Source organism: Terrilactibacillus laevilacticus (assembly GCF_006517395.1).
Lineage (GTDB): Bacteria > Bacillota > Bacilli > Bacillales > Sporolactobacillaceae > Terrilactibacillus > Terrilactibacillus laevilacticus.
Genome location: NZ_VDCY01000003.1, coordinates 229,110 through 249,528 on the forward strand (window position 1 = coordinate 229,110; position 20,419 = coordinate 249,528).

At 37.1% G+C, this 20,419-nt stretch carries 18 protein-coding genes; 1 reads left to right on the forward strand and 17 read right to left on the reverse strand.

Annotation, left to right across the window (positions count from 1 at the left end; genetic code table 11):
* Window positions 1–190 precede the first annotated feature (190 nt).
* The 15 genes from dnaI to citZ all read right to left on the reverse strand — a co-directional run bounded on the left by dnaI (window position 191) and on the right by citZ (window position 17,817).
* Window positions 191–1,132: a primosomal protein DnaI gene (gene dnaI / locus FG390_RS06030; RefSeq protein WP_141190131.1), complete on the reverse strand. Its 942-nt coding sequence runs from the start codon at window positions 1,130–1,132 to the stop codon at window positions 191–193.
* Between the two features lie 55 nt (window positions 1,133–1,187).
* Complete coding sequence (locus tag FG390_RS06035; protein ID WP_141190132.1) at window positions 1,188–2,564, reverse strand: replication initiation and membrane attachment family protein; 1,377 nt, start codon at window positions 2,562–2,564, stop codon at window positions 1,188–1,190.
* 24 nt (window positions 2,565–2,588) lie between these two features.
* Window positions 2,589–3,056 carry a transcriptional regulator NrdR gene (gene nrdR / locus FG390_RS06040; RefSeq protein WP_141190222.1) on the reverse strand — a complete coding sequence of 156 codons (468 nt, stop codon included), beginning with the start codon at window positions 3,054–3,056 and terminating at the stop codon, window positions 2,589–2,591.
* Window positions 3,057–3,464: 408 nt separating this feature from the next.
* Window positions 3,465–3,854, reverse strand: a complete 390-nt coding sequence (gene speD, locus FG390_RS06045) for an adenosylmethionine decarboxylase (protein WP_141190133.1) — start codon at window positions 3,852–3,854, stop codon at window positions 3,465–3,467.
* A 125-nt stretch (window positions 3,855–3,979) separates the two neighbouring features.
* Window positions 3,980–4,576 carry a dephospho-CoA kinase gene (coaE, locus tag FG390_RS06050; protein ID WP_141190134.1) on the reverse strand — a complete coding sequence of 199 codons (597 nt, stop codon included), beginning with the start codon at window positions 4,574–4,576 and terminating at the stop codon, window positions 3,980–3,982.
* 2 nt (window positions 4,577–4,578) lie between these two features.
* Window positions 4,579–5,409: a DNA-formamidopyrimidine glycosylase gene (mutM, locus tag FG390_RS06055; RefSeq protein ID WP_141190135.1), complete on the reverse strand. Its 831-nt coding sequence runs from the start codon at window positions 5,407–5,409 to the stop codon at window positions 4,579–4,581.
* A 26-nt stretch (window positions 5,410–5,435) separates the two neighbouring features.
* Entirely contained in the window at window positions 5,436–8,072 is a 2,637-nt protein-coding gene (polA, locus tag FG390_RS06060) for a DNA polymerase I (protein WP_141190223.1), read from the reverse strand.
* 202 nt (window positions 8,073–8,274) lie between these two features.
* The gene (gene pnpS / locus FG390_RS06065; RefSeq protein ID WP_141190136.1) at window positions 8,275–9,981 is read right to left on the reverse strand and encodes a two-component system histidine kinase PnpS; all 1,707 of its coding nucleotides are present in this window, start codon (window positions 9,979–9,981) and stop codon (window positions 8,275–8,277) included.
* On the reverse strand, window positions 9,965–10,660 hold the full coding sequence (locus tag FG390_RS06070) for a response regulator transcription factor (protein WP_141190137.1): 696 nt from the start codon (window positions 10,658–10,660) through the stop codon (window positions 9,965–9,967). The genes pnpS and FG390_RS06070 overlap by 17 nt, the downstream gene beginning before the upstream one ends.
* A gap of 367 nt (window positions 10,661–11,027) precedes the next feature.
* On the reverse strand, window positions 11,028–11,840 hold the full coding sequence (gene pstB, locus FG390_RS06075; RefSeq protein WP_141190138.1) for a phosphate ABC transporter ATP-binding protein PstB: 813 nt from the start codon (window positions 11,838–11,840) through the stop codon (window positions 11,028–11,030).
* A 12-nt stretch (window positions 11,841–11,852) separates the two neighbouring features.
* A complete protein-coding gene (gene pstA, locus FG390_RS06080) occupies window positions 11,853–12,740 on the reverse strand; it encodes a phosphate ABC transporter permease PstA (RefSeq protein ID WP_141190139.1) in 888 nt (295 codons plus the stop codon).
* A complete protein-coding gene (pstC, locus tag FG390_RS06085) occupies window positions 12,737–13,705 on the reverse strand; it encodes a phosphate ABC transporter permease subunit PstC (protein ID WP_258311589.1) in 969 nt (322 codons plus the stop codon). Before pstC ends, pstA begins: the two co-directional genes overlap by 4 nt.
* A 239-nt stretch (window positions 13,706–13,944) precedes the next feature.
* Window positions 13,945–14,853 (reverse strand): phosphate ABC transporter substrate-binding protein, encoded by a 909-nt coding sequence (locus FG390_RS06090; protein ID WP_141190140.1) that lies wholly within the window; start codon window positions 14,851–14,853, stop codon window positions 13,945–13,947.
* A 519-nt stretch (window positions 14,854–15,372) separates the two neighbouring features.
* Window positions 15,373–16,647 carry an NADP-dependent isocitrate dehydrogenase gene (gene icd, locus FG390_RS06095; RefSeq protein WP_258311603.1) on the reverse strand — a complete coding sequence of 425 codons (1,275 nt, stop codon included), beginning with the start codon at window positions 16,645–16,647 and terminating at the stop codon, window positions 15,373–15,375.
* Window positions 16,648–16,686: 39 nt separating this feature from the next.
* Window positions 16,687–17,817, reverse strand: coding sequence for a citrate synthase (gene citZ / locus FG390_RS06100; protein WP_141190225.1), 1,131 nt, complete (start codon window positions 17,815–17,817; stop codon window positions 16,687–16,689).
* Between the two features lie 512 nt (window positions 17,818–18,329).
* Here citZ and ytvI point away from each other — a divergent pair.
* Entirely contained in the window at window positions 18,330–19,478 is a 1,149-nt protein-coding gene (ytvI, locus tag FG390_RS06105; protein ID WP_141190142.1) for a sporulation integral membrane protein YtvI, read from the forward strand.
* 9 nt (window positions 19,479–19,487) lie between these two features.
* Here ytvI and FG390_RS06110 read toward each other — a convergent pair whose 3' ends face one another.
* Together FG390_RS06110 and FG390_RS06115 are read right to left on the reverse strand one after the other, a co-directional pair.
* Window positions 19,488–19,874, reverse strand: coding sequence for an FxsA family protein (locus tag FG390_RS06110; protein WP_141190143.1), 387 nt, complete (start codon window positions 19,872–19,874; stop codon window positions 19,488–19,490).
* Window position 19,875: 1 nt separating this feature from the next.
* Window positions 19,876–20,295: an acyl-CoA thioesterase gene (locus tag FG390_RS06115; protein WP_141190144.1), complete on the reverse strand. Its 420-nt coding sequence runs from the start codon at window positions 20,293–20,295 to the stop codon at window positions 19,876–19,878.
* Between the last annotated feature and the right edge of the window lie 124 nt (window positions 20,296–20,419).

The following is a 20,419-nucleotide window of genomic DNA, read 5'->3' on the forward strand; positions in this document are numbered from 1 at the left end:
GTTGAAGGTCCTCTTGTATTCACTACATGAGGACCGGAAAAACGAGCCAACGCCGAGATTCGCAGCTTATCATTTGGTGACTTTTTGAACAACCTCTTAAAGAAAACTTACCGATTGCGGGGCATATAAAGCGTAAAAGTGGCCTAGTTCACTTTTTTTCCTTCTTAAAGTGTAAAAAAAGAGATAACCGTTAGGATCCTCTCCGGTTATCTCCTTCCATTTGTACAAATGTCGTATAGTAACGAATACGTTCCATGATTCGTTTGGCTTTAAGTGTTTCTTCCCCACTCTTATCTGAATAGGAAAGATGAGCTTCTAAATCATCAAAATCTTTATTCGAGGTGTAAATAGTCGGTAAACTTTCCATCATGCGGTACTGAAGGATACTACCCAAAATGTCATCTCGTATCCATGGTGTCATCGTTTCTGCTCCTATATCGTCTAAAACAAGGACAGGGACTTCTTTAACCGTTTCTAGTTTTTCATCAACCGTTCCATCTTGAATCGATTGTCTCATTTCCCGGAAAAAGTCCGGTGTGTACACGAGCATCGAAGAGATGCCTTTCCTCTTGGCAAGCTCATTGACAATAGCCCCAGCTAAATAGGTTTTTCCAACACCAAATTTTCCGTATAGATACAAACCTTTAACATCTTTCGGTGAATCGAGATATCCTTTGATAAACTCTCCAGCGGCAAGAATAGAATCCTTTCGTTTAATATCTGGAATAAAGGATTGGAAATCAGCTTTTAAAATATCCTTGGGAACATAAAAACTTTTTATTAAGCTCCTTTGTTTTTGTTTCATGTCTTCTGCTATTTTTAACGAACAAGGAGAAAAGGTGAGATTTAACGATTCTTTATCATTCACAAGATCCGGTCTAAACCCTTGCATCATATTTGGACAATTTTTCAAACCCGGGCATTCACGACAATGATGCCGTTCATTTGCAAATTGATAAAGTTTAGGAACATTTTTTAATAATTCGCTGCGTGTGATGCCTTGACCTTCTTTAGATTTTAAGAATTCAAGCACATGTTCGTCCTCTAGCAGTTCTTTGAGCATCTGTTCAGATTGACCAAGTGGAGACTTTCCACCCGATATCTTTCGAATAACGTCTTTTATCGATTCCATTAACTTTCAAACCTCCTCTCATACACTTATTTCACATCATCATTCTATAAATTCATTAGATGTCATTTAAGTAATTTCGTAGCCACTCTTCCTGTTTAGCAGCTTCTTCTTTAGATAATGTCGAATGCTGCCCACCATCTTCTTTTTTATCCATCCATTTAGGTAATTTTTCTTTACGGTTATTCTTCCTAGATGTATTTTTAGTCTTTGTTTGATTCGTTTTCCATTCATCGTATTTTTCTTGTTCATGTTTGGCTAAATCCATCGCCTGTCTGACAGTCTTTACTTGTTTTCTTGCCCATTGAGCCGCAATTTTCAGCACATGATTTTTAATCAATTTATAATCACTCGTTATCATAACATAGTGAATCAACACATTAACAACACCCGCATTTAATTTCTGGTCCAGCATAATTTCCTCGATTAATCGTAAATCTGGTGCGGCAGGTTTGGCTCCACCAGACAATTGTTCAAGGATATCATAAGGGGATAATGTTTCATATTGCTGAATAAGACGTTCTTCATCTGTTTTTGGCTCTTTTGATGCCATTTCCCGATGTTGCAATGGCTGGGTTCGTTGACTAAGAGCAGGTAACGATTGACCTTGCTTAAATTGGTAGTCATCTCGTACCGCTTTTCTTAACAATTCAATGTCAATCTCACCTGTATGCAAAAAGGCTGATTGAATAATTCGACTCATATCAAGTGGATCTAATTTGTAAACAAAAGCGAGTTTCTCTACCGTATCAATAGCCTCTTTCGTAAAGGCTTCTTTTGAAATGATGACATCTGATAAATATTGAAACAAAAGATCAAAATCAAACGTTTCTCTAAGTGTTGGCACTTGCCCATCAGATCGTCCATCCCAAACACGATGTTCTGGTATTGTTTCAATATCAGTCGATTGATAATCTTTATGGCCTTTGAATTTTGATTCGAAAACATCATTAAATTTGGCTGTTACATCTTTATACGATTCATCAAGCGAGTTCTCATGGCTAAACATTTTTTTTAATCGTGCATAGTCTCGTCCACCAACACGATTGTATAAGTAAATATTTAATAATCCATCAGTAAAAAACACATGAGGAGAAAGTGGTGGTTGTAATTCATATATAAAAGATACGTTTTCCTCTGTTTTCTTGTGCGTTTTTAATAAACCTATGGCTTCTAGTTTTTTTCTTTCCTCTAGAATGGTGTCGAGAGGTAAATTTAACTCTGTCATGAGATGATGGTGGGTTAAGACATCTGTAGAAAACGATGCTTCATCAACTTCATGCCAGAGTGTCGTATATAAACAGCTTGCTCCTATTCCAATCAACGGTTGATAGAGCCGGGTGATAATTTTCTGATCATAGAAATGGAGTATACCATTAATTTGCACAGTATATTGATCTCCGGGAAGCACCTCTTTCCATGATTGCTGCTGCATTTTCTATCACCTCAAGTAAAAATTTCACTCGCCTTTTTTGGCATTCTTCAGTAATTCATTCAATTCATCCATAAAAACATTGATGTCTTTAAATTGACGATAGACAGAGGCAAAACGGACATAAGCCACATCATCGACTTTAGCTAACTCATTCATCACTAGCTCTCCAATGTCATGACTATGAATCTCTGAGATTCCTTGCCTGCGCAATTGTTTTTCAACGCGTTGAACAATGGATTCTAATTTTTCTAGTGAGACAGGCCTTTTTTCACAAGCTTTGATTAATCCTCGAAGCATTTTGTCACGATTAAATGTTTCACGATTGTCGCCTTTTTTGATAACAATCAATGGTATTTCTTCAATTGTTTCAAAAGTAGTGAAACGGTACTGACAAGTTTCACATTCACGTCTTCTTCTGATCGATCGTCCATCACTCACCGGTCTCGAGTCAAGGACTTTTGTTCCTATACCTTTACAATTTGGACATCGCATGTCATTCACCTCGCTAGCTCCATTTTATTTTAAGAGGTTGTCCAAAAAGGCACCTCCATCATGATGGTGGATCTTGGACTGCTAAGTATCTGCATCTATATCACAAGAAAGAATATAACACTTCAATAAGCTGATCGTATAGAAAGGTGGAACTAAATCTGAGATTTTATAAGCCATTCCAACCTATTCTATGATTTCTCTGAAATCCTCTCGGGCGGTATGACTGCCCGTTAATCGGGACCTCGGAAAATAGTACGAATCAATAGGTTCAACCAAGGACCATTTATAGTGTATATTATACTTTTTTATTGGTACAAAGAAAACAACCTCTATTAGTGCGTGTTCAAGAAGGTGACAAATTAAAAAAGAGAGGTACCAGGTGCCGGTACCTCTTAAGTTTTCTCTAAATTAATCTTTAATGGGAACCACTTCTTTATTTGTAAAGAGGACTGGACCATGTTCTCCAGTGAACTCTGTTTTTTCGGACACTTTTGCATTAAGGACTTCTGCAATATTTTCAGTCGATACTTTAGGATCAATCTGATCATTGCATGAATAAATATCAATGCTTGCATAGCCATGCTTAGGAATACTATGAATCGTCACATGTGATTCAGAAAAGATAACAACACCACTAATGCCTTCGGGGACAAACTTGTGAAAAACAATCTTACGAATTTCAGCTTCAGTATCTTTTACCGTATCAAGTATAAGCCCTTTAATAAGCTCTAGATCGTTCAATTTTTCTTCGTCGCAACCCCAAAGTTCTGATATAATATGACGTCCCGTTCTATCCATGATAAAATCCCTTTCAAACCTAAACTTAAGAATATGTTAAGGAAAAACACACTTAGTAAAATCAAACTCAACTCTTTTGTTAATTATAACAAACCACATTATACCATACCGTATGTTCTAAGTATCTAAAGAATCCTCCATAATTTCAACACATCATGGACTTGTTTTTGGGTTTCTTCTCTTGATCCTGAGTTATCAATAATGTAATCACTCATGGCTTTTTTTTGGAAGAGAGGAAGTTGAGACGTGATCCGACTTTTTGCTTCCTCTAAAGTTAAATGATTTCTTTCCATCAGACGTTTTGTTTGTAGATCATCATTAACGTACACGAGTAGAATTTTATCTACTAGATGTGTTAATTTACTTTCAAAAAGCAAAGGAATATCGAGTACAACTGATTTTTGATGAGACTCTTCATATTGTTTCACTTTTCTCATCATAGTTTCACCAATCTTTGGGTGAATCATCTGATTGAGTGTTTCACGTTTTTCTTTGTTGTTAAAAATCATATCCCCTAGTTTTTTTCGATTTAAATTACCATCTGGTAAAATTAAATCTTCACCAAATGTTTCAATAATTTGGCAGAATACAGGTTCACCAGGCTCTACAACCTGACGGGCAATTTTATCAGCATCGACAATAGGAATATGATAATTTGAAATCATCTTAGCCACGGTACTTTTTCCGCTTGCAATGCCCCCCGTTAATCCGATCTTTAACATATTCACCTATCTCCCTGACAGTTAGGGCAGAAGTGCGTTCCTCTTCCCCCTACTTTTATTTTTTGAATTAAAGTACCACAACACGGACAAGGTTGGTCACCTCGACCGTACACGGCCAGTCTGTCTTGAAAGGTTCCTTTTGTTCCTTGACTATTGACATAGGTTCGAATCGTGCTGCCACCTAGGGTTATTGCTTTCGTTAGTATATCAACGATTGATTGATGCAAGTCGTTAATTTTTTCACTTGATAGCTTTGAGGCAGCTATTGTAGGATGAATCTTCGCTTGAAAGAGCACCTCATCTACATAGATGTTCCCTAACCCAACGACAATACTTTGATCAAGTAACACTTGTTTTATCGTTCGATTCGTCCGCTGACATTTTTCAAAAAGAAATTGAGGGGTGAACTCTGGATCGAATGGTTCAAGTCCAAGTTGTGAAAGAGGCTTATTTCTTTCTTCTTCACCCTTTTTAAAAAGATGCATCGTCCCAAATTTCCGAACATCTAAGTAATGTAACGCCGTATTGTCGTTAAAAATAAAAATCACATGGGTATGTTTATTTAAAGGTTCATCCGCTTGATATAAACGATATTTACCTTCCATACGAAGGTGAGAGACAAGAACGATCTCATCGAGATGAAAAATGAGAAACTTGCCCCGCCTTTCGACTTGATGAATCGTTTGACCGCTTAAAAGACGCACGAATTCGGTTGTGTTTGTTGGCTTTTTAATTATGTTAGGCCACAAAACCTTCACATCTTGTATGGTTTTTCCTTTAATTAACTCATTAAGAGTTCTTTTAACATTCTCAACTTCTGGTAGTTCTGGCAAATTCATTTTCTTCCTTTCAGCATGTCTTACTTTGCATCGTACCAAGTAGGCCCATAAGCATACTCAACCTTCAATGGGACATCGAGTTTCACTGCATTCTCCATAACATCAGGAACGATACGTTTAAGTTTATCAATTTCATCTTCTGGAGCCTCAAAAATTAATTCATCATGAACTTGCAGCAACATGTTCGTTGTTAACTGTTCCTCAGCTAGTCGTTCGGACATTTGAACCATGGCTTGTTTTATAATATCTGCAGCCGTTCCTTGGATTGGCGTATTCATGGCTGTTCTTTCTGCAAAGCTGCGACGATTAAAGTTTCGACTTCTAATATCAGGCAAATAGCGTCGCCTTTGTAATAAGGTAGTCACAAAGCCATCTTCTTTTGCCTTCTTTACAACGTCTTCCATATATTTTTTTACACCTGGAAAACTATCTAAATACGCTTCAATGAATTGACCAGCTTCTTTTCTTGTTATACCAAGACTTTGTGATAAGCCGTAGTCACTGATACCATAGACAATTCCAAAATTAACAGCTTTTGCATGACGTCTCATTAGACTTGTCACATCTTCCTCTTTCACGCCGAAAACATCCATGGCTGTCTTCGTGTGAATATCCATCCCATTTTCAAAGGCTTTAATAAGCTGTTCATCCTGCGCAATATGAGCCAACACTCGTAATTCAATTTGAGAGTAATCTGCCGAGAAAATGACCCAGTCTTCTTTAGATGGAAGAAAAGCTTTTCGAATCTTCCGTCCTTCTTCTAATCGAATCGGTATATTTTGCAGATTGGGATCAATTGAACTCAGCCGCCCCGTTTGCGTCAATGTTTGATTAAATCTTGTATGAATCCGTCCTGTTTTCGGATGAATAACCTTAAGTAATCCCTCAATGTAGGTTGACTTCAATTTACCAAGTTGACGATAGTCTAATAATTTAGGAATCATTTCATGTTGTGGTGCTAATTTTTCTAAGACATCGGCTGACGTCGAATAGCCTGTTTTTGTTTTTTTAATAACAGGAAGTTGCAATTTTTCAAATAAGATTTCACCCAATTGTTTTGGTGAATTTAAATTAAAGGTTGTACCAGCCAGCTCATAGATATTGTGTTCAATCTCTGTTAACTTACGAGATAATTCTTCTCCCATTTGTTCAAGTGTATCTTGACTTGTTTTGACACCCATTCGTTCCATCTCAGCAAGAACTAAAGATAACGGTAATTCAAGTTCATTAAAGAGCGATGTTTGTTGATTTATATCTAATTTCTTTTGAAGAAGGGGAAGTAATTCTAAACAAGCTCTTGCTTTTCTTGCAAGATGCTCACCTAACTCTTCATCACCAGATATTCTATGTTTAGCTCCTTTTCCATAAAAGGCGTCGTCAGAATAAACATAAGACAGGTTATGTCTATTCGAGATAGCGGCTAAATCGTCATTGGTTTCAGAAGGGTCAATGAGGTAAGAAGCAAGTTGAATATCAAACATAATCCCCTTTAAATGAACTTCTCGCCAGCTTAAAGCAACAGTATCTTCCTTGCCGTCAAAAACAACTTTCTCTGTCTTCTCGTCTTCAAGCCAAGATCGAAACACTTCAGACGATAGAGCTGTTTTGATAGGAATAAAATAAGAACCCGTTTTATTTGATAATCCAATCCCATGAATATCACCGTAATGATAATTCGAATCTGTGACTTCAACAATTAAAGAACTCGGAGATTCAAGGTGATCTTCCGTTATTTCACTTAAAGTTTCAAATTCAAAGGCCTCATCTTGAGCGTTTTGATCGATTGTTTCTTCAGCTCCAATTCGATCCAACAACGAATGAAACTCCAATTCTTTAAATAGATGAATCAACTCACTCGTTACTTCGAATGTATACTGGCACTCTTCTAGAGAAAGGGTAACAGGAGCCTCGCGATCAATGGTCGCTAATTTCTTACTCATCAACGCTTGCTCATGATGATCAATTAACTTTTCTTTCAGTTTTTTACCAGAAACGTCATCAATTGATTCATAAACCCCTTCGATCGTACCAAACTGTTTTAATAATTTAATCGCTGTTTTCTCTCCGACTCCTGGGACGCCAGGGATATTATCAGATGAGTCCCCCATTAAACCTTTTAAGTCAATGATTCTTCCAGGATCTATACCATACCGTTCTTGCACATCAGAAGGTTTATAATTTTCGACGTCTGAGATGCCTTTCCGGATCAAAGCAATCTCAACTTGATCATTGGCTAGTTGAAGAAAATCTTTATCCCCTGTGACGACTTTAACATCCCACGTTGCTTGTCCAGCCTTTGCTGCTAAAGTACCAATGATGTCATCAGCTTCATAGTTTTCAACTTGATAATGTTTGATACCAAATTTGGTTAATAGTTCCAAAATAAGCGGAAATTGCTCTGATAATTCCGGAGGAGTTTTTTGACGTCCTCCTTTATATTCGGTATACGTCTCATGGCGAAACGTTTTCTTTCCTGCGTCAAAAGCGACAAGGACATGCGTTGGTTTCTCTGTTTCAAGAATCTTCATCAGCATAGTAGCAAAGCCATATATTGCGTTCGTATAGATTCCTTTATCTGTATTCAATAGTGGCAAGGCAAAAAAGGCACGAAAAGCCACATTATTTCCATCAATAAGTATTAATTTATTTTTCAACATCATCTCTCCTTTGTGAAATGTAAATCATCTACTCTCATCGTAAATGATCCATGATCTCTATCTAATGACCCAGAAACTTAAACTTATTTTATTCATCTATTTGCTCTCTTCTCATTTTAGACTATCTTGTCTCTTTAAGCCAACTTGTGAAATCATCACGAAAAAGACCTCACCCTATAAAAAGAGATGAGGTTCTATTTCACTATTCATCTTTTGCTTTTTTGAATGAGATGGTAAATGTGGTTCCTTGACCTAATTCACTATCTATTTCAATATGTCCTTCATGGACTTCGACAAGATGCTTAACAATAGCTAGTCCAAGACCTGTTCCCCCAAGGTCACGGCTACGTGCCTTATCAACCCGATAAAAGCGTTCAAATATCCTTGGAAAATGTTTCTTGTCAATGCCAATACCTGTATCTGAAATGATTAATTTCACATGACGTTCATCATTTTTCAAAGAAACCGTAACTTTTCCTTTTGCTGGGGTGTAAGCAATGGCGTTTGTGATTAAATTGATCATAATTTGACGTATACGATAAGGATCACCCAATGCAAAACAAGGTTCTGATGTATGGCTGGTTAAAACGATATTTTTTTGAAAAGCTTTATCAGCGAGAATAAGCATAACATCCTCAACAATAAGATTTAAATTGACCTTTTGCCAATTAATCACAAAATGATCTTTTTCAATTTTTGATAGATCAAGAAGATCACTGATCAAACTTTGTAGTCTTTTACTTTCTTTTAAAATAATGTGCAAAAATTGTTCTTCTAACGTTTTATTTTCTTTTGCTCCATCAAGCAAGGTTTCGGTAAAACCAATAACTGACGTAATGGGTGTTTTTAATTCATGAGAGACGTTAGCGACAAAGTCTTTACGCATATTTTCAAGTTTCTTTAATTCTGTTATGTCATGAAATACGACGACGATACCGCTTGGGTTGCCATTATCTAAAATGGGCGCACATGAAACATCAAAATGCTTTCTTTCAATATGGATAGGGATCATCATTTGTTTAGATTGCCGTTTCCCATATTTAAAAACAGATTGAATCAATTCATTCACTTCTTCATATGGAATGACCTTATCGTAATTTGACCGTTTCCAATGGGTTGTATTCAATTTGAATGTTTGTTTGAACGTTCGATTAATATGACTTATTTTTTGGTTTCCATCAATAAAAAGCAGCCCGCTTCCAATGTTCTCAATCAACGTCGACATCCGACCTTTTTGATACATATAGGATTTAGACATAATGTCCATCTCATTGATAAGCATATTGGTGACATGATTTAATTTTGAGATGTCTTCCATCTTCGCATCACTAGATAGTCGTTCGTTAAAACGACCCTGCAGCATGTTCTCAATTAGACGAGTAACTTGTCTAATCGGATGAATGTACTGTTTACGTGTTCGATGTAAAAGAATAAAAAAACCGATCCCAATGGAAAAAATAAGGAGATATAAAACTTCAACCCCTTTCATCTTAATTAATGGGGCCGTTAAAACAATCGTCCCTATCCGCTCGCCGTTTTCTTTTAATGGTTTGAGATAAATCATTCGTTGGTCTCTAATAACCGTTCTAGTCGACTCTGGGAGCTTTTCAATGGGTTGCTGTTGAGTTGTATTTGTATAAATAACCCGGTGGTTAACGTCGTACAACGTTAAATCGTTATCCAATTGTTTTAATATGCTTTGAAGTCGATCGACATGTTGAATCGTAAGTTGCGCATCTTTTTTCTCAATCAAAGTCTGAATAAAATCGATTTTCTCGTTCAATTGCACACGTTCTTTTGCTCGGTTCGACGCTTGGATGACTTCATTTAATATGTATATAAGAAACATAAGACTCAACACAGTACATATATAGCCTATAACAAGGGCTATTTTATTTTTTCGGTTCATCAAGTTTATATCCTAATCCTCTCACCGTTTTTATATAAATGGGTTTTCGTGGTGATATTTCAATCTTTTCTCTCAAATGACTGACATGTACATCCACAATTCGCGTATCACCAGCAAATTCATAGTTCCAAACAGCATTTAGTAATTGTTCACGTGTTAAAACACGTCCTTTATTTTGTACTAAATAGAGAAGTAATTCAAACTCCTTAGGTGTTAAAATCATCTCTTCACCTTTAAATAAGGCCTCATAGTTATTTGGATAAACGGTAATGTCCCCAACTGTAATGACCTCTTGCAGCGTTTGGTCTGCTTGAATTGATCGACGTAATATGGCTTTTACTCTAGCGATGACTTCTCGTGGACTAAATGGTTTCGTCATGTAATCATCAGCTCCAAGTTCTAAGCCAAGAATGGTATCTAATTCATCGTCTCTCGCTGTTAACATTAATATTGGCACCATGATTTGCTGTTGTCTTAATTGTTTACAAACGTCCATTCCATCCATTTCAGGTAGCATTAAATCTAAAATCACGAGATCTAATTTTTCTGAAGTGACCTTTTCAATAGCATCAAGGCCATTATTGGCACTAATTACTTCATAACCTGCTTTTTCCAAGTTAAATGTTAGAAGTGTTACGATTGAAGGTTCGTCGTCAACAACAAGAATTTTCTTACCCATTATGTCTTCCCCCTTAACTGATAGCATCTTATTATATCCTTCTCTTATTTTATCAAAGAATGATCTTAACAAATGAGAAGTTTTTAATTCATAATAATCTATTACCTACTCAACCATAGTGACACACTTCTCTAAAAAGTGCGTGTTCAAAAAGGTGACAAACGAAAAGGGTTACTGGCTAAGACCGGAATGTAGATTTTTACTACATGAGGACCGGAAAAACGAGTGGGCGCCGAGATTCGCAGCTAATCATTTGGTGACTTTTTGAACAACCTCTAAAAGAAAACTTGCCTATTGGCAAGTTTTAAGATAAGCATTTGTATTTTTATGATTAATGAGCCAAAATCTGCCTTGACGACATATATGCTTACCCAAATCGCCCTGAGATATAATCTTCCGTTCTTTTTTCGGCAGGATGAGAAAACATTTGGCTTGTATCGCCGTATTCAACCAGTTCACCTTGGTAGAAGAAGGCCGTTTTATCTGCAATACGCGCCGCTTGCTGCATATTATGTGTCACAATAACAATGGTATATTCTTCTTTTAGCTTTAGCAATAATTCTTCAATTTTACTACTTGATACAGGATCTAATGCACTGGATGGTTCATCTAATAAAAGGACTTTTGGTTTTAATGCAAGAGCTCTTGCTATGCATAAACGTTGTTGTTGACCGCCTGATAACGACAGTGCTGATTTATCTAATCGATCTTTTACTTCATCCCATAATGCCGCTTTACGAAGACAATCCTCCGCTATGTCTTTCAATTTCTTTTTATCACGGATTCCAGAGAACTTTAATGAAAGGACAAGATTTTCATAAATCGATTTTGGGAAGGGATTTGGTCTTTGAAAGACCATACCAATTTCCTTTCTCAATTGAACAACATCCACTTTCGACGTAAGAAGGTTGATTCCACCATAAAGAATTTCGCCTTCACTTCGTGCCCCATGAATCAAGTCATTCATTCGATTGATAGTTCTTAGAAAAGTGGACTTACCACATCCAGAAGGGCCAATAAGGGCTGTAATGGATTTTTCTTCAATAGGCATATTGATATGTTTAACCGCATGATGATCACCATAGTAAATATTGAGGTCTTTTACTTCAAGAACAGGAGATGCTTTTTTCATATTTTGATGAGACTCCTCTACATTTTGCTTAATATATACTTGATTCATCGTGATTCCTCCTTATGCTTTCCCTGTTAATTTTCGATCAATGAATTTACCAACAATTCGTGCGAATAAATTAAATCCTAGTACACAGAGAACGAGTACGGCTGATGATCCATTGGCAATAGTTTGAATATCGGGCGTAATTCCCGCAGTGTTGACTTGCCAAATATGAACGGATAAGGTTTCCGCTGATCGAAATGGATTTAAAGGCGACGTCATACTCATTGGATTCCAGTTAGAAAAGTCGAGGTTTGGCGTTGATAATCCTGCCGTAAACAAAAGGGCTGCGGATTCACCAAAAACACGTCCAGCAGATAAAATAATACCTGTTAATATACCAGGAAAAGCAGCTGGTACGACAATTGTTTTTATCGTATGCCACTGAGTGACTCCTAAGGCGAGACCACCTTCTCTAAGTTCTCTTGGAACGGATTGCAGAGCATCTTCCGTCACTCTTACGATCACTGGTAAGTTAAATACGGTTAGCGCCAGCGCACCCGACAAAATCGAATATTGCCAGCCAAAATAATTAACAAAGATAAGAAGGCCAAACATCCCAACGACAATAGAAGGTAAAGAAGCGAGAACTTCAACACAAGAACGAATAAAATGCGTCAATTTATTTGGTTTTGCATATTCTGAAAGATATATTCCCCCGCACAACCCTAATGGGACTGTAAAGAGCATGGTCGCAAAAAGAATATAGAATGAGTTCCAAAGTTGATTTTTAATTCCGCCTCCAGCTTGAAAAGAGCTAGAGTCTTTTGTTAAAAAGGATAACGATATGGCTGATAAACCGTGGTATAAAATGTAGCCTAATAATGCTGCTAGTGTTGCAGTCATCACGAGAGCACATAAGACAATGACTGACAGTGCTATTCGATTTGTAATTTTGCTCGTCATGAGACCTGCCCCCTTCTAGAAATAAAACGTATGAGTAAGATAAATCCATAGGAAATAATAAGCAAGATCAAACCTAACGACCAAAGGACGTCATTTAGTACGCTACCTGCCGTTGAATGGCCCATACTAAGGGTGATGATCGTTGTTAATGTAGCTGATGGATCTGATATCGCATTAGGTAAATTACGCGCATTTCCGATGACCATTTGGACTGCTAATGCTTCGCCAAAAGCCCTTGCCATACCTAGAACGATGGCTGTAATTAATGTTGACTTAGCCGCAGGAAGTACAACACGATAAATCGTTTGCCATTTTGTTGCTCCCAGTGCGTAGGAAGCGCTGCGTAGGTCATTACTTACAGCTCGCACAGCATCGGCTGAAATACTTGTAATTGTAGGCAAGATCATGACCCCAACAACAAGTGCCCCGGAAAGTAAACTAAAGCCGCTTCCACCAACGTGATCACGCATAAAAGGAACGATAACAGATAATCCAATAAATCCATATACAACCGATGGGATACCAACCAGAATTTCGATAACCGGCTGTAAGACTTTTTGACCCCATTTTGGTGCTAGCTCGGTCATGAATAACGCACTTCCGATAGCGAAAGGAGCTGCGAGCATCGCTGCTAAAATAGTAACCATTAATGAACCAAAAATAAACGGCAATGCACCATAAGAAGGATTTTCTGCCCGGTCAGGATACCATTCTGTCCCCGTTATAAAGTCAATCACATTAATATGATCGACCACAAATGAACGTAAACCTTGAACCGTTAAGAACAATGTGATGGCGATGACACTTAAGATCACAAAAATAGCACTACCATAGATCCATATCTTCCCACGCCATTCACTATTTCTATTAAAAATTGAAGTCCATTTCTTATTATTTTGTATTAAAGATCGTCCTTCATTATTTGGACTAGACGGCATCTGAACAACAACTGATTTATTTTCCATTTTCACACCCCTTTTACCCTAAATATTTCATATATCACAGAGACGAAACATTTTAAATCATGGACACTAACATTCCCTCAAGTTGGCAACCTATCAGTCAATCACGATACAGACAGTTTCCCCCACCATGACTTTTTATATTTTTAAGTACCTTAGTGAGGGGGTTATGTCCATTCTCGGTAAAAAGACCAATCCCCTATGCGGGGAACTTTGGCCTTTTCGACTAAGACATATGCCGATTATTTATTTGTTAGTTTACCTTCAGCATTGCGTTCAACCTGCATTTTAGTGACGCTGAGGTATCCTTGTGCAGGAACGATATTCGATTGTACTGGATCTGCCATCATATAATCGATGAAGGCTTTAACCAATGGCTTTGGATCACCTTTTGTATACATATGTTCATAGGCCCAAACAGGGAACTTGCCGCTGGCTACGTTATCTTCAGTCGCATCCGTTCCATCAATGGCTAATTTAACGATAGAATCATCATTGAAATAAGATAGTGCAAGATAACCGATAGCGCCTGGTGTTTCATTTACAATCTTCTTAACTGTGTTGGAAGAGTCTTGTGTAATTCCTTCTGCAGGTGTTTGTTTATCTAATGCAAATTCGTCAAAAGTAGCTCTCGTACCTGATCCATCAGGACGATTTACAAGCGTAATTTTCACGTTTTTCCCACCGACTTCAGACCAATTCTTTACTTTTCCTGTAAACACTTTGATCAAATCTTCTTTTGATAATTTCTTAATTCCTGCCTCTTTATTTACAGCAGCAGTCATACCAACTACAGCTACTTTATAATCTTTTAATTGACTTGCATCAATATTACTTTTACTTTCAGCAAAAACATCCGACATACCGATGTCAAAGTTTCCATTAGATACTTCACTTAGTCCTGCGCCACTTCCTCCGCCTTGAACTTCAATTTGTACTTTAGGATGTTCCTTCATAAACTCCGCGGCAGCTGCTGCAGCTAATGGTTGCAGGGCTGTTGATCCACCAATCACGATTTTACCAGATAACTCTTCTTTATTATTACCATTGCTAGACTGACCTGATGACGACGTATCCTTCGATCCACAAGCACTTAAGATTAAAGATAATACTAGAATTGCTGTTAATGCGATCCACTTTTTCTGTTTCATCAAGAATGTCCCCATTTCTCTGTGTGTTATTTGTTGTTTTATTTTCCTTATACTCTTACTATAAAGGGGAATCGTTAATGGCGTTTAAATGGTATGTAAATGTTTTGTAAAGATCTTAGTTCCTATGAGTAAAGCATGATTTTATGTAAAAGTGCGTGTTCAAAAAGGTGACAAACGAAAAGGGTTACTGGCTAAGTACGCTGAACATCCTGCAAGAAACGCCAGTACTAGCCCGTCCTGGGCGTCGGAAGGCTAAGAGCGGCGCAGTTTCCCGAGGACCGGCATTCCTCGCGTTGTGGTAGCTTCAGGCGCCCGCCACAGGACGTGAGCGATTTTAGCCAGCGATCCTCTTGTATTCACTACATGAGGACCGGAAAAACAAACGGGCGCCGAGATTCGTAGCTTATCATTTGGTGATTTTTTGAACAACCTCTAAAAAAGGATATTGATATAAAGACTTAAGCCTTTAATCAATATCCTTTTCTATCAATTATTTTATCTTTATGATGACAAGTTTTTTTACAGATGTTCAATTAACCTATCTGCAAAGGCTGAACAGCTGACTTCCTTTGCATCATCCATAATTTGCGCAAAGTCAATGGTAACGACTTTTGATAAAATCGTTTTCTCGATCGCCTTAGTTATTTTTTCTGCAGCCTCATACCATTTCAGCTGTTCTAACATCATGACTCCTGAAAGTAATAATGAAGAAGGATTTGCTTTATTTTGGCCTGCTAGATTAGGAGCCGTACCATGTGTCGCTTCAAAAATAGCATGTCCCGTTTCAAAGTTCATATTTGCACCAGGAGATATTCCGATTCCGCCAACTTGAGCAGCAAGTGCATCTGAAATATAATCCCCGTTTAAGTTCAATGTCGCGACAACATCATAAGCTTCCGGCTGTATCAGGATTTGTTGTAAGAAATTATCCGCAATAACATCTTTAACAATTAATTTACCTTGTGATTCGGCTGCTCGTAAAGCCTGATTTGCTTTATCTGTACCTGCATCTTTTACAATGGTTTCATACTGCCTCATTGTAAAAACTCTGTCACCAAATAGATTTTCAGCAACTTCATATCCCCACGTTTTAAAGGCACCTTCAGTAAACTTCATAATATTACCTTTATGTACTAGGGTCACACTCTTTCTATTTTCTAAAAGAGCATATTCAATCGCTGCTCGAACAAGTCTAGACGTTCCTTCTTCAGAAACAGGTTTAACGCCAATCCCCGATGAACCTGGAAAACGTATTTTAGACGTTTGCAAGTCATTTTGCAAAAATGAAATCAATCGTTTTGCTTCTTCGGAGTCTTTTGGAAATTCAATCCCTGCATAAATATCTTCCGTATTTTCTCTAAAAATCACCATGTCAACTTTCTCAGGTGCTTTAACCGGTGATGGTACGCCTTTAAAGTAACGTACAGGGCGAAGGCAAGTAAATAAATCGAGTTCTTGACGAAGCGCAACATTTAATGAACGAATTCCACCGCCAATAGGCGTCGCAAGAGGGCCTTTGATCGCCACTAAGTATTCTCGAACAGCTTCTAACGTTTCCTTTGGCAACCATTCACCCGTTTTATCATAAGCCTTTTGACCAGCGTAGACTTCTTTCCAGATGATTTTCTTTTCACCATGATAAACTTTTTCAATGGCTGCATCTATCACACGTGATGCCGCAGCCCAAACATCTGACCCTACTCCATCTCCTTCAATAAAAGGAATAATAGGAAATTTGGGAACCTGAAGTTCCCCATTTTTAAACTGAATATGTTCACCATTTGTCACCTTTATCAATCTCCTTTCGAGGATAGCCTGATTAATGCTATTGATCTAAATGATATCTGCTCTTTTTCTCTCATCTAGAGGAATGTAAGTCACTTGTTCTGCACCAACGTATTGTGCACGTGGTCTGATCAAGCGGTTATTATGATATTGTTCAAAAATATGAGCAATCCATCCAGCCGTTCGACTCACTGCAAAGATGGGCGTAAACAAATCATTTTCTATGCCTAAACAATGATACACACTTGCCGAGTAAAAATCGACATTGGGAAGAAGTCCTTTCTTCTCACGTAAACTATCTGCTAGTTTAATAGAAATATCATACCACTTGGGTTCATTTTTTAATCGAGTTAGCTGATAGGACATATCTTTCAAATGTTTCGCTCGCGGATCTCCATTTTTATAAACACGATGACCGAAGCCCATTATTTTTTGTTTTTCTTTCAATGCTCGATCGACATAAGCTTCAACACGATCCACCGAGCCGATTTCTTCTAACATTTTCATGACACGCCCATTTGCACCGCCATGTAATGAACCTTTTAATGCCCCGATGGCTGCGGTAATTCCCGAATAAACATCGGATAAAGTTGCCACGCACACTCTGGCAGTAAATGTAGAGGCATTTAATTCATGGTCAGCATGAAGAACTAAAGCTCGGTTAAATGCATTCTCTTCAATTTCAGACGGTAATTTACCGTTTAGCATATATAAGAAGTTAGCTGCAAAACTTAAATCGTGACGAGGGGCAATAGGTTCCCTGCCTTGTCTTACTCTCCCTAAACCAGCGACAATGGTTGATATTTTAGCCTGCAATCTCAGGGCCTTAGCCATATTTGCTTCTTCATCCATTTCATCCTCGTGAGCATCAAATATACCAAGTGTCGATACTGCGCTACGTATAATAGACATAGGATGGGCATCTATTGGATAAGCTTTCAATTGACGGAACATTTCAGAAGGGACATCCACGTGATCATTTAATTCCTGTTTCAAAGCCATTAATTCATCTTTTAATGGTAGTCGACCATACCAAAGCAAATAAATAATTTCTTCAAATGAAGAATTTTCCGCCAATTCATCAATATTATAACCTCTATACCTTAATGTATCATTAGTAATTGAGCAAATACTTGATTTGGTGGCTACAACACCTTCTAATCCTCTTGTTTTCATCATCATCTTCAACTCCCCCATGCTTTTCATTCTTTTTAGTACGATTGCTTAACGAAAATAGCCGTTTTTAATAAAAAGCTAAGATAAAGGATGTGTTGGTAACCTTCATTGTTTGATTCATTCGTGTTTATATGTTTTCACAAACCTTTAAAACGTTTAAATTAGAGATAAAATTTAACAATCATGTTAATCCCAATCAGTGAGGTTCATCTTCATCTACCACTGATTGTTAGTAATTGGGATAAATAGTAATAAACTACGATCTATTACATAGAGTGCTCAATTCCATTACATGGAGTATATTAATTAATTATAAACGTTAAAGTTCGATTTGTGAAATTTTTTTGAAAACATTTTATTGATAAATAAAATCAGGTTTTATAGAAAACATCTATTTTACAATTAAATAGGCATATTTTATTTTTTTTAAACTACATTTTAGATAAAGCAGTACCTATAAGAATGAGTCCAATTATTCCAATTTTCATTTTGGTTTGGCTTGAAGGAGGGCAAGCATGCATTCAAACAAAATAAATCCATTGATCAAATTTGCAGCTATCGGAATGCGAGCCCTTTTTATTTTGATTATTTTTATATGTATTGGTTTACTTTTCTTAGTCTTTACTAAATTTGCCTATCCATTTATTATTGCTTTTGTTTTATCATTTTTGTTGAATCCAATGGTGTCTTTTTTTGAGAGGAAGGTGAGATGTCCTAGAGGATTAGCTACATTAATGGTTCTTATTTTAATGTTCGGAGTCATGACTTGCCTTATCATATTGTTTACCTTTCAAGTGATGAGTGGCCTAACGTATTTAAATCATATGCTGCCCACACATATAAAACTATTAATTCAATCGATTCAAGATCTCTTCTTTTTACATATTTTACCCATTTGGGAAAGAACAACACATTATTATCAAGCCCTTTCTCAATCACAGCAATTGGCAATTGAACATAATATTCAACTTATTAGTCAAAAAAGTGCCTTAACCATCGCTGATATAGGGACTAAGTTAATCAACGGTTTAGGGCACTTCATCATTTCATTGCCTAGTATATTAGCAACTGCGATGATTATCTTTCTTGCTACTTTTTTCATATCAAAAGACTGGCATCGTTTTGCACGTTATGTTCATCTCATTTCGACACCTAAAATTGATCATCATATAATTAAAATATATGCGGAGCTTAAAGACGCTCTAATCGGTTTTATACGAGCCCAATGCATCCTTATATCAATTACAGCTGTCATTGTCTTTATTGGTCTTTTTGCTCTTCATGTCGAACATGCCTTTTCAATCTCCTTAATGATTGGGATCATCGATCTTATCCCATATTTGGGGACTAGTTTTATTTTCATACCTTGGATTTTCTATTGTTTCTTAACCGGAGACTATTCATTAAGTATCGGACTTTGTCTCTTATTTGCCATTGTGATTATTCAAAGACAGGTAATGGAACCAAAAGTGATATCGGATGCGATTGGAATAGATCCACTTGCAACCTTAATCTCACTTTTTATTGGTTTTCAGCTTTTTGGCTTTCTTGGGCTTATTCTTGGTCCGGTAACGGTGGTTATTGTTAAATCACTTATTACGACGCATGTGATAAGAGATATTTGGAATTATATTATTGGATATGAAAATGATCCTTATAAATAACTTCGCCCTCTAATATCGTCGATAAAAGCTAAAACGTTCACGAAGCCACCTAGCTAATTTTCGCTTGATGACCGTTCGCGATGTAGGAAATAACATAAAGAACGCAAGCAGATCGGATAAAAATCCCGGCATAATTAACAAAAGACCCCCGAGAATCATAAATAGACCATCGAATAAAGAATCACTTGGAACATGCCGTTCATGAATTTGTTGCTGAAAGGAGCGAAAAACTTGTATTCCTTTACGTTTAATGAGCCAAATTCCGAACAGAAAAGAAGCAACGAGTAAAAGTAAAGTATATAAAAAGCCAATGGCATGGCTAATGTATATAACCAGAATGATATCACAAATAGGCAATAGAAAAAGAAGCAGAAGCCATCTTTTTAGCGTCATCATCTTAATCCTTCATCGTTTGAAGTAGTTTTTCATGCAATTCAGGTGATCTTTTTTTTATCATAATAGGTTTAAGATTCTTGTCAGTCCAACAATGCGAGGTTGAACCGTGTACAAGAATGGTTTCATCTTCCTTTCGATAAGCAACATATTCAAAAGTCATTCGAACACCATTGTACTCTTTGATCTTCGTTTCCACGATCACTCGGTCGTCATATTTTGCTGGAGAGCGGTATTGACAATCGACGTGTAACACGGGAAGCATAAAACCCATGTCTTCGAGACCTTTATATGTTTGTCCAATAATGTAGATGAAATCTGTTCTTGCAACTTCAAAATAATTAATGTAATTGCTGTGGTGAACAATACCCATTTGATCAGTTTCACTATATCTAACCGTAATTTCCGTTTTTGATGAGGACACGGCAAACACCATCCAATAAAAAATTTAAGGGAAGATGCAAAAAGCATCCTCCCTTAACTATAGCATGAGTACCCACAAATGTTAAAGATCTGGGATCATACGTTTTTGATTTTATAAATTAGTT

Excerpts from the sequence above, each read along its gene's own strand:
- FG390_RS06070 (WP_141190137.1), bottom strand. The coding sequence starts at position 10,660 with ATGGGTAAGAAAATTCTTGTTGTTGACGACGAACCTTCAATCGTAACA.
- polA (WP_141190223.1), bottom strand. The coding sequence starts at position 8,072 with ATGTTGAAAAATAAATTAATACTTATTGATGGAAATAATGTGGCTTTT.
- dnaI (WP_141190131.1), bottom strand. The coding sequence starts at position 1,132 with ATGGAATCGATAAAAGACGTTATTCGAAAGATATCGGGTGGAAAGTCT.
- coaE (WP_141190134.1), bottom strand. The coding sequence starts at position 4,576 with ATGTTAAAGATCGGATTAACGGGGGGCATTGCAAGCGGAAAAAGTACC.
- pstA (WP_141190139.1), bottom strand. The coding sequence starts at position 12,740 with ATGACGAGCAAAATTACAAATCGAATAGCACTGTCAGTCATTGTCTTA.
- nrdR (WP_141190222.1), bottom strand. The coding sequence starts at position 3,056 with ATGCGATGTCCAAATTGTAAAGGTATAGGAACAAAAGTCCTTGACTCG.
- pnpS (WP_141190136.1), bottom strand. The coding sequence starts at position 9,981 with ATGAACCGAAAAAATAAAATAGCCCTTGTTATAGGCTATATATGTACT.
- ytvI (WP_141190142.1), top strand. The coding sequence starts at position 18,330 with ATGCATTCAAACAAAATAAATCCATTGATCAAATTTGCAGCTATCGGA.
- pstC (WP_258311589.1), bottom strand. The coding sequence starts at position 13,705 with ATGGAAAATAAATCAGTTGTTGTTCAGATGCCGTCTAGTCCAAATAAT.
- FG390_RS06090 (WP_141190140.1), bottom strand. The coding sequence starts at position 14,853 with ATGAAACAGAAAAAGTGGATCGCATTAACAGCAATTCTAGTATTATCT.
- citZ (WP_141190225.1), bottom strand. The coding sequence starts at position 17,817 with ATGATGAAAACAAGAGGATTAGAAGGTGTTGTAGCCACCAAATCAAGT.
- pstB (WP_141190138.1), bottom strand. The coding sequence starts at position 11,840 with ATGAATCAAGTATATATTAAGCAAAATGTAGAGGAGTCTCATCAAAAT.
- speD (WP_141190133.1), bottom strand. The coding sequence starts at position 3,854 with ATGGATAGAACGGGACGTCATATTATATCAGAACTTTGGGGTTGCGAC.
- FG390_RS06035 (WP_141190132.1), bottom strand. The coding sequence starts at position 2,564 with ATGCAGCAGCAATCATGGAAAGAGGTGCTTCCCGGAGATCAATATACT.
- FG390_RS06110 (WP_141190143.1), bottom strand. The coding sequence starts at position 19,874 with ATGATGACGCTAAAAAGATGGCTTCTGCTTCTTTTTCTATTGCCTATT.